6 protein-coding genes and 2 tRNA genes are annotated in these 9,764 nt (G+C 37.2%); 3 read left to right on the top strand and 5 right to left on the bottom strand.

Annotation, left to right across the window (positions count from 1 at the left end; all coding sequences use genetic code 11):
• Positions 1-615: 615 nt before the first annotated feature.
• Positions 616-1,638: a hypothetical protein gene (locus LO761_RS12325; protein ID WP_272818581.1), complete on the top strand. Its 1,023-nt coding sequence runs from the start codon at positions 616-618 to the stop codon at positions 1,636-1,638.
• Positions 1,639-1,836: 198 nt separating this feature from the next.
• Here the strand turns inward: LO761_RS12325 and LO761_RS12320 are convergent, their stop codons facing one another.
• Positions 1,837-2,142 carry a winged helix-turn-helix domain-containing protein gene (locus LO761_RS12320; protein WP_272818580.1) on the bottom strand — a complete coding sequence of 102 codons (306 nt, stop codon included), beginning with the start codon at positions 2,140-2,142 and terminating at the stop codon, positions 1,837-1,839.
• Positions 2,139-2,759: a hypothetical protein gene (locus LO761_RS12315; protein ID WP_272818579.1), complete on the bottom strand. Its 621-nt coding sequence runs from the start codon at positions 2,757-2,759 to the stop codon at positions 2,139-2,141. The genes LO761_RS12320 and LO761_RS12315 overlap by 4 nt, the downstream gene beginning before the upstream one ends.
• A gap of 392 nt (positions 2,760-3,151) precedes the next feature.
• Between LO761_RS12315 and mnmA the strand changes: the two genes are divergently transcribed.
• Positions 3,152-4,216, top strand: coding sequence for a tRNA 2-thiouridine(34) synthase MnmA (mnmA, locus tag LO761_RS12310; RefSeq protein WP_272818578.1), 1,065 nt, complete (start codon positions 3,152-3,154; stop codon positions 4,214-4,216).
• A 57-nt stretch (positions 4,217-4,273) separates the two neighbouring features.
• On the opposite strand, the gene LO761_RS12305 is transcribed toward mnmA, so the two are convergent.
• From LO761_RS12305 to trpS, 3 genes are all read right to left on the bottom strand, one after another.
• Positions 4,274-4,348, bottom strand: a tRNA-Val gene (locus LO761_RS12305).
• Between the two features lie 32 nt (positions 4,349-4,380).
• Positions 4,381-4,455, bottom strand: a tRNA-Val gene (locus LO761_RS12300).
• A 203-nt stretch (positions 4,456-4,658) separates the two neighbouring features.
• A complete protein-coding gene (gene trpS, locus LO761_RS12295; RefSeq protein ID WP_272818577.1) occupies positions 4,659-5,753 on the bottom strand; it encodes a tryptophan--tRNA ligase in 1,095 nt (364 codons plus the stop codon).
• A gap of 247 nt (positions 5,754-6,000) precedes the next feature.
• Here trpS and carB point away from each other — a divergent pair, with 247 nt between their 5' ends.
• Entirely contained in the window at positions 6,001-9,225 is a 3,225-nt protein-coding gene (gene carB / locus LO761_RS12290; protein WP_272818576.1) for a carbamoyl-phosphate synthase (glutamine-hydrolyzing) large subunit, read from the top strand.
• Positions 9,226-9,764: the final 539 nt, after the last annotated feature.

Raw genomic sequence — 9,764 nt, 5'->3', positions numbered from 1 at the left:
CAAAGATCGATGCGCTCCCTTGCGGAAAGCGGGTACAAAGGTAGAACAACTTTAAATAACACGCAAATCTTTTTATGCTTTTTTTTAACTTATTTCCATCCCTTTATAACAATACGCTGATTCTCAACATGCTAAAGAAGAAAAAGATTTCGGGAACGTGCCCGGAGAAGCGGGAGAAAATACGCAAACTGACGATCGCGGCATTGAAAAGACACGCAAAAGAAGAATAAAAGCAATGAGCAGGGGGGCGCAAATCGTATTACCGCTAATGATATATTGAAGTGTTACACCAATAAGACAAATGTTTATACCATGAAATTACATCTCTTAACGCTGATAAACCTTTTTGTAATTTGCGAATAAATAATATCCAAATGATTTGGTCTATGGATTTTCTTTTATTATAATTGCAAAAGAGAAATGTATATATCATATATACATAAAAAGGAACGAAATCTCGATTGCTCACCACAGCAAACAAGATCCGCTCCCGTAATCTTAAGAAATGAGGATGGCATCAAAACCTAACTTAATTCTCAAAATGCCCTTTTATTGAAAGGATACACATAAAAGGCAAAACAAATTTATTTTTTCAAGCTTTTTAATTTAAAGATCATGAAAACATATTTGATAACATTGCTCTCTGTATTTCTATTTGTAGCATGTAAAAATAACAATGAAGTAGAAAGAGTCAAAGACGTAGAATTTTCCGTAGTTACCAAAGGGCTTATGACAAGGTTGCCCGGATATATGCACTACCAAGGAGATTATATAAAATGGGAAGACCCTATGTGCACGGAGAATATCGTACATATCATGAATCCTTCTACGGGAGAGGAAATCTCTGCATTTGGAAAAATAGGAGACGGGCCGGAAGATTTTCCGACTCCTGATGTCAATCTACTATATAATAATGATATTCTCGTTTCCGATTTAAACGAACCCAAGGAATGTGTCATGCATCTCGATTCGCTACACAAAGGAAAAATCGTTGCTACCACATTTTCACAATCAAAAAATAATCTGTATCGGGAAAGAACCAAGTTTGTCAGTGTAGAAAAAAATACAAATATCCATTTCTGCCCGAGACTTCAACATCCCTTTGTCATTGAAAGCGAAGAGGGAATGGATTCCGTCGGTAACCATTGCATTGATTTGGACATAGACAACAGATACGATGTCTTCCAAGGAAATATGGTCTATAATGACAAACGGAAAATTTTAGCTTATTCCGCTCATAAGACTCCTTATATATGTCTGTACAAGTATTCCAATCACCAACTGACCAAACTGTTGGAACAAAAAGAAAAGGCGGAATATAATATAACAGACCATCAGCTGAAATTTAAAAAGGGAGCAAAAAGGGGAGACTCCGACCTTGCATTGTCAGAAAACTACATTATCAGGCTTTTCCATGATATTCCGGTTGAAGGAAAAGATCCGACTTCATCAAATCCAAAATATCGTCCTCGCTCTCTGTACATTTGCGATTATGACCTGAATCCTGTCAAGATAATCAATTTTGATTTCCCATTATTACGGATTGCCGCATGCGCAAAAGATGATATGATCTATGCTGTCGCCGTTAATCCGGAATTCGATATAATAAAAATAGACCTAAATAAAATATGCAAGTAAGAATAAAAGAAATAGTTATCTGCCTTCTGATTACTTATTCAAAGTCATCAGTATAAACTCCCAAAGTGATACGCATGAACCGGGCAACTCATACGGATCAGTTTTCATCTTCATACGCATCGGAATAATAGTTTATATTGTTGATTTCTCTAAAAGCAATATATCTATTTAAGAAGAAGCAATGATACACTATTCGTATTATTTTAGATTCGTCGAACCTACGTTAATATAGGATTTTAAAGCATCGACATATTCAGTAAAGGCCTTCTTCCCTACATCAGTGATCTTACAAATGGTACACGGCATTTTACCCTTAAACATCTTAGTAACACTAATATATCCGGCATTATTCAACTTATCAATCTGTACACTAAGATTTCCGGCCGTGGCATGCGTCTGCTCTTTCAGATAACTAAACTCGGCTTTATCTACAGAAATCAAAATCGACATAATGGCCAAACGTAACTCGGAATGTAATAACGGATCTAATTCTTTAAAACTCATTTTTTATTGATAGTTTTATAATGAAGAATAATACCAGGTATAACCATCATCACAAAGACTGTTACTAAAAAGATGATATACCACCCAAGCGTCATTTCATGAACATCCAGAATAACATTGAACATCACAATAGGAGAAATCATACAAACAATAGGAATATACGTAACAAACGGTTCATGTAAAATGATTCCTGAGAACGAAACACCAATCCCCATATATATAAGAGTTAACGGAATCATTAAAGTCATAGAAACCATACCATAGTCTAAGAATGCCAAAATGGTAAGTGTAATGGGAGTCAAGGCGAAAAGAAATCCCAATACTTTCCAAACACTCGAAATGGCTTTACTATTATAAGTTACTACAGGCTGCGGTTTACGATCTGCTATCAACTTTTGACTATACCAAAAAGCGAACATTAAAAACCAAAGCCAATTCCACTTTGGACTTCCTGTATATACCATCAAAACAAATATAACAAGTCCTAAAAGAACTGTAAAAATCCCCCAAACTACAAATTGGTTCCAACGTCCTATATCCATACTGTCTTTTGTCGAATTAATCATCTTGGTGATTAGTTCCAGACTTTCTTTCTCGCTGAAATTATTTGTTTCCATTGTTCAATTTAAATTAAATTATTATTTAAAACCTTGATAATTATATACTAACACCTTCTACTCTACAACAGAATATACCATAAACTCATATTTGAGCATCACAAAAATAAATAAGTTTATTATATAAACAAAATTATTTCATATATTATTTAATTAAAAATGAAACTTTCTTATAAAGAACACTCAAATATAAAATATCATCTCCCAAGCTCAAAAATGGTATCAATTATACCTTATTATATATAATACCAAATTAAAAGCTTCAGGTCTAACAATTTAAAATAACTTTATTTACAGAAACATTTTACAAACAACACTCATCTCATTTAAAGACGCATGAATGAAATAACCAGAAAATAATGTAACTTTGCATTTTGAAAAAGTTCAAGAATATGAATATAGCAACATTACTTTCCGGCGGAGTTGATAGCTCAGTAGTCGTACACCTGCTTTGTGAGCAAGGTTATAAACCCGATCTGTGGTATATAAAAATTGGAATGGACGATGATAACGACCTGACTTGTACAGCCGAAGAAGACATAGAGATTTGTCGAGCCATGGCAAAAAAGTATGGTTTGCATTTGGATATCATCGACTTACAAAAGCAGTATTGGGATAAGGTGGTAGCTTATACCATAGATAAAGTTAAGCGCGGCTTCACTCCTAATCCTGATGTAATGTGTAATAAGCTGATAAAATTTGGTTGTTTTGAAGAAGAAATAGGTCATAATTACGACAAGATTGCAACCGGACATTATGCTTCTATTATTCATAAGGATGGAAAAGTTTGGTTAGGAACAGCTATTGATCCGGTAAAAGACCAAACGGACTTTTTAGCACAAATAGATTATTTGCAAGTTTCCCATTTAATGCTTCCGTTAGGCAGACTGATGAAGAATGAAGTACGAGATATAGCAGAAAAAGCTAAATTACCCAGTGCACACAGAAAAGACAGTCAGGGTATCTGCTTCTTGGGAAAAATAAATTATAATCAATTCATAAAACGCTTTTTAGGAGAGAAAAAAGGACCGATAATAGAGTTGGAAACAGGTAAGAAAATTGGCGAACATAACGGATTCTGGTTTCATACCATCGGACAACGTAAAGGCTTGGGGTTAAGCGGTGGACCGTGGTTTGTGGTACGCAAAGATATAAAGCGAAACATTGTATTTGTATCACATGGTTATAATACAGAAAAACAATATGGTACTGATTTTGATTTACACGATTTCCATTTTATCACCGATGACTTATGGAATGGAAAGTCACCTGAAGATATCTGCTTTAAGATTCGGCATACCGACTACTATACCCGTGGCATTCTCACACGTAAAGAAGATGGTCTGTTCCATATACACAGCGAAGAGCCTGTTCAAGGCATTGCTCCCGGGCAGTTTGGCGTACTTTATGATAAGAACGCTAGAATATGCGTAGGCAGTGGAGAGATAGCCGGATAAGTATAATCCACATTTAAATAAGAAGAGCTTTGCACCCTCATGCAAAGCTCTTTATTGTGGGCGTTGACGGATTCGAACCGCCGACCCTCTGCTTGTAAGGCAGATGCTCTGAACCAGCTGAGCTAAACGCCCCGAAAACTAAAAAAAAGAAGAAGAATTAAAAGTGGGCGTTGACGGATTCGAACCGCCGACCCTCTGCTTGTAAGGCAGATGCTCTGAACCAGCTGAGCTAAACGCCCATTCCTCTTTTTTAAAGCGCCACAAAGATAAGGCAAATTCTACAAACTGCAAACTTTTATCCATTATTTTTTTAAAATAATTTTTCAGTTTATTCAATAAATTCTACTAATCCATTGGCTCCCAATAAGTAAGTCTCAGAAAAAAGAAAAGGTGGAAGTTATCTCTCCCACCCTATATACTATTATATAATATAACACATATTCTATTTCTGAGCGTATTTCTTCGCTTGTTCTCTGATTAAATCCATATCATCAAAATAATTAATCTTCATAGCCCTACGAACCTCATCCAGAGTTTGAGCTGCAGTCTCACGAGCAGATTCACTTCCCTTCTTCAACATTTCATAAACTGAAGGGATATCCTTTTCATACATCTTACGACGCTCCCGAATAGGTGTTAAAACCTCCTGAAGAATAGCTGTTAAGAATTTCTTTACCTTAACATCCCCTAATCCTCCACGGGTATAATGTGCTTTCAATTCATCAAGATTGGTATAATCTTTCCAGTAACGCTCGAAATGTTCCGGTTTACAGAATGCATCCAAGTATGTAAATACGGTATTACCTTCCAACTTACCCGGGTCAGAAACTTTCAGATGAGTCGGGTCAGTATACATGCCTTTGACTTTTTTGTTCACATCCTCTTCTGTATCGGAAAGATAGATACAATTACCAAGAGACTTACTCATTTTTGCTTTGCCATCTGTTCCCGGTAAACGACGAGATGCCTCGCTGTCAGGAAGAAGTATATTGGGTTCAACCAACGTATCACCATATATATAATTAAAGCGACGCACAATTTCACGAGTCTGCTCTAACATAGGTTCCTGATCTTCTCCTACCGGAACAGTTGTTGCCTTGAATGCTGTTATATCCGCGGCCTGACTAATAGGATAAGTAAAGAATCCCACCGGAATACTGGATTCAAAGTTACGCATCTGTATCTCTGTCTTTACTGTTGGGTTACGCTGCAAACGGGCAACTGTCACCATATCCATATAATAAAAAGTGAGTTCTGTCAACTCAGGTATTTGGGACTGAATAAAGATAGTATTCTTTTCAGGATCAAGTCCGGCACCTAAATAATCTAACGCAACTTCAATAACGTTCTGACGGACTTTTTCCGGATTTTCAATGTTATCCGTCAAGGCCTGAGCATCGGCAATGAAAACAAATCTACGAGCATACTCTGGATTATCTTGAAGCTCAACTCTTCTACGAAGTGAACCTACATAATGACCGATATGAAGACACCCTGTTGGACGATCACCGGTCAGTATAATTTTTTTTTCTTTCATATCTATTCAAATTTCTGTGCGAAGATAATGTAAGATGCGTTGAAAACAAAATTTATCGGGTCAATATTTTGCCATGTTCGAAATTAGTAGTTACTTTGTGCAAATATAAGAACAATGTATACTGAAAGAAATAAAATAGATATACAAAGAGCGCAATGCGTTTACCCTCTACGAGGATGAACGCATTTTTTATTTCGCACAGTCATTATAGCATATTGTAATAAACAACCGATAAAATATTTTTCTGATGAAAAAAGATTTAAAAAAAGTCTTAGTCTTAGGATCCGGCGCATTGAAGATTGGCCAGGCCGGAGAGTTCGACTATTCTGGTTCTCAAGCCCTTAAAGCACTTCGTGAAGAGGGTATCCATTCTATTTTGGTCAATCCAAACGTAGCGACCATTCAAACTACCGAAGGAATTGCTGACGTAGTTTATTTTCTACCTGTCACCCCATACTTTGTTGAACGTATCATCGAAAAAGAACGTCCGGATGGTATTCTGCTTGCGTTCGGAGGTCAGACTGCATTAAACTGCGGTACTACTTTATATAGAGAAGGAATCTTACAAAAATATAATGTCCGAGTACTTGGTACATCTGTCGAAGCCATTATGAATACTGAAGACAGAGAGCTGTTTGTTGATGAGCTGAACAAGATTCCCATGAAGACTCCGAGAAGCCATGCCGTTGAGTCGATGGAAGACGCTAAAAAGGCAGCCGAAGATTTAGGATTCCCTATTATGATTCGTTCAGCTTATGCTTTAGGCGGACAAGGAAGCGGTATCAGCCAAACAGAAGATGAATTTGAGGAATTAGCTGAGAGCGCATTCACATTCTCAAATCAGATTTTGGTTGAAGAATCGTTAAAAGGTTGGAAAGAAATAGAATTTGAAGTTATCCGTGACGCCAATGATCATTGCTTCACCGTTGCCAGCATGGAAAATTTTGATCCTTTGGGTATTCATACTGGTGAATCTATTGTTGTTGCTCCTACTTGCTCATTAAGAGAAGACCAAGTCAAATTACTTCAAGACTTATCCATTAAATGCGTTCGTCACTTAAATATTGTAGGAGAATGCAACATCCAATTCGCGTTTAACGCAGAGACCAATGATTATCGTGTCATTGAGGTAAATGCGCGATTAAGTCGTTCTTCGGCTTTGGCATCAAAAGCAACAGGATATCCGTTAGCTTTTGTAGCAGCAAAAATAGCTTTAGGATATACCCTTGACCAAATAGGTGAAATGAACACCCCGAATTCTGCATACGTAGCTCCACAACTCGATTACTTAATCTGCAAGATTCCGCGTTGGGATTTGACTAAATTCCAAGGCGTATCGCGAAAAATTGGTTCAAGTATGAAGTCTGTCGGTGAAATTATGTCTATCGGTCGCTCCTTCGAGGAAGTTATTCAGAAAGGTCTCCGTATGATCGGTCAAGGAATGCACGGATTTGTTGGAAATGAACATGTTAAATTTGATAACTTGGAGGAAGAACTGGCCAACCCAACCGATTTACGTATTTTTGGTTTAGCGGCAGCTCTTGAAGCCGGCTACTCTGCTCAACGCATTTATGAATTGACAAAGATTGATCTCTGGTTCATTGAGAGGTTGAAAAATATTGTCGACTACAAGAATGTCCTCATGCAATACAATTCTTTGGAAGAACTTCCGGCCGAAGTTTTGAAACAAGCTAAAGTATTAGGCTTTTCTGATTTCCAAATAGCCCGCTTTGTTTTAAAAAGCAAAAAGGAAAACATGGAGAATGAAAATCTGGCTGTACGTGCTCGCCGAAAAGAGTTAGGTATTCTTCCGGCTGTAAAGAGAATTAACACCGTTGCATCTGAACATCCGGAGTTAACTAATTATCTTTATATGACTTATGGTACTAAAGGATATGATGTAAACTACTATAAAAATATACATTCTGTAGTGGTACTTGGTTCCGGAGCATATAGAATTGGTTCATCTGTTGAGTTCGACTGGTGTTCGGTAAATGCTACTACAACTGCTCGTAAGTTGGGCTATAAAACCATTATGATAAACTATAATCCGGAGACAGTTTCTACCGATTATGATATGTGCGATCGCCTTTACTTTGATGAACTATCTTTCGAGCGTGTTATGGATGTTATCGACTTGGAAGATCCCAGCGGTGTGATTGTTTCTGTCGGTGGGCAGATTCCAAATAATTTGGCAATGAAACTTTATCGGCAGTCAGTTCCTGTGGTAGGAACCTCTCCTATTTCTATCGACCGTGCAGAAAACAGAAACAAATTCTCTGCTATGCTCGATCAATTAGGCATTGATCAACCGGCTTGGCAGGAGTTAACAAGTTTAAAGGACATGGAAGACTTCGTTGCACGAGTTGGTTATCCTGTATTGGTTCGTCCGTCATACGTTTTATCAGGTGCCGCGATGAATGTTTGTTACAATGAGGAACAATTGAAAGAATATTTAAAGCTTGCCGCAGAAGTTAGTAAAGAATATCCTGTTGTTGTATCTAAATTCATGCAGGAAACAAAAGAAATAGAGTTTGATGCTGTTGCGCAAAACGGTGAAATTGTAGAATATGCCATATCAGAACATATCGAATTCGCCGGAGTTCATTCCGGTGACGCTACATTGGTATTCCCTGCCCAAAAAATTTACTTCGCGACAACTCGTCAGATTAAAAAAATCAGTCGTCAAATTGCAAAAGAGCTGAACATATCCGGTCCGTTTAATATTCAATATTTGGCTAAGAATAACGACGTTAAGGTTATTGAATGTAACCTCCGGGCATCACGTTCGTTCCCGTTCGTTTCAAAAGTCCTAAAACGTAACTTTATAGAAACCGCAACCCGTATCATGTTGGGAGCACCTTACGAAAAGCCTGATAAATCAGAATTTGATATTGATTGGATAGGTATTAAAGCATCTCAATTCAGTTTTACCCGTCTGCATAACGCAGATCCGGTTTTAGGTGTCGATATGGCTTCCACAGGCGAAGTTGGTTGTATGGGCGACGACTTCGATGAAGCCTTGTTGAATGCTTTAATAGCAGTAGGATTCCGCATTCCGAAGAAAACAGTCATGTTCTCTTCCGGTCCGGTTAAATCAAAAGTCGACCTACTTGAAGCAAGTCAAATGTTAGCAAAACGAGGATATGAAATTTACGCGACCAAAGGAACCGCGAAATTCTTAAATGAACACGACGTTCCCACAAAAGAGGTTTACTGGCCGGATGAATGCCCTGAGGATGAAGAGAATGTCATGAAAATGATTTCAAAGCACAAGTTTGAACTGATTGTTAACATTCCAAAGAACCAAACAAAACGAGAGTTAACCAATGGATATAAGATTCGCCGTGGAGCAATTGACCATAATATTCCATTAATTACCAATGCTCGTTTGGCAAGTGCGTTTATCAATGCTTTTTGTAATATGAGTGTTGACCAGATACAGATAAAAAGCTGGCAAGAATATAAATAAGTTACGTCATTACTGTCTGCCAAAACTCCAATCAAAACGGACACCACTCCAAAGAGCAGTTACATTGATTGGCTGTATAAGTGACACATTTTGAGTAAGCAACTCACGCGTATGATTCGTTCGATTTCATTGCTGTCCGGCAAACCTTTTCACAAATAAAATTTAGGGCTGACATTTCTCACGAGATATCAGCCCTTTTGATTATCTTTGTTTTTAGCGCAAAACAAAAGCATAATCATGAGTAAAGATAGCAATTTCTTCGGACAGCCGGTTTATAGTCAGGTGTTAAAGTTACTTGATCGCGAGAAAATCACGCAAATGTCGTTTTATCTATTCTACTAATCCAATTTAGTAAAATAAATGAGAAAAAAGAAATACTATATCATAATATTCACTACTTTTGAGTACTAAAATAACGTGAGTTCGATGAATTATAACTGTCTAAAAAATTGGTGATTAGCGAAAATTGTTATATTTTTATAGTGCTGAAATACAAATAAATACTAACAACAATCGCTATGATCACCGAAAGCAAAGTT

The sequence above is a fragment of the Phocaeicola oris genome (genome assembly GCF_021295095.1).
GTDB lineage: Bacteria > Bacteroidota > Bacteroidia > Bacteroidales > Bacteroidaceae > Phocaeicola > Phocaeicola oris.
This window is presented reverse-complemented; position numbering and strand designations above follow the sequence as displayed.

Bases quoted from the DNA above. Each gene is read 5' to 3' on its own strand.
- LO761_RS12325 (WP_272818581.1), top strand. From the start codon at position 616: ATGAAAACATATTTGATAACATTGCTCTCTGTATTTCTATTTGTAGCA.
- LO761_RS12320 (WP_272818580.1), bottom strand. From the start codon at position 2,142: ATGAGTTTTAAAGAATTAGATCCGTTATTACATTCCGAGTTACGTTTG.
- LO761_RS12315 (WP_272818579.1), bottom strand. From the start codon at position 2,759: ATGGAAACAAATAATTTCAGCGAGAAAGAAAGTCTGGAACTAATCACC.
- mnmA (WP_272818578.1), top strand. From the start codon at position 3,152: ATGAATATAGCAACATTACTTTCCGGCGGAGTTGATAGCTCAGTAGTC.
- trpS (WP_272818577.1), bottom strand. From the start codon at position 5,753: ATGAAAGAAAAAAAAATTATACTGACCGGTGATCGTCCAACAGGGTGT.
- carB (WP_272818576.1), top strand. From the start codon at position 6,001: ATGAAAAAAGATTTAAAAAAAGTCTTAGTCTTAGGATCCGGCGCATTG.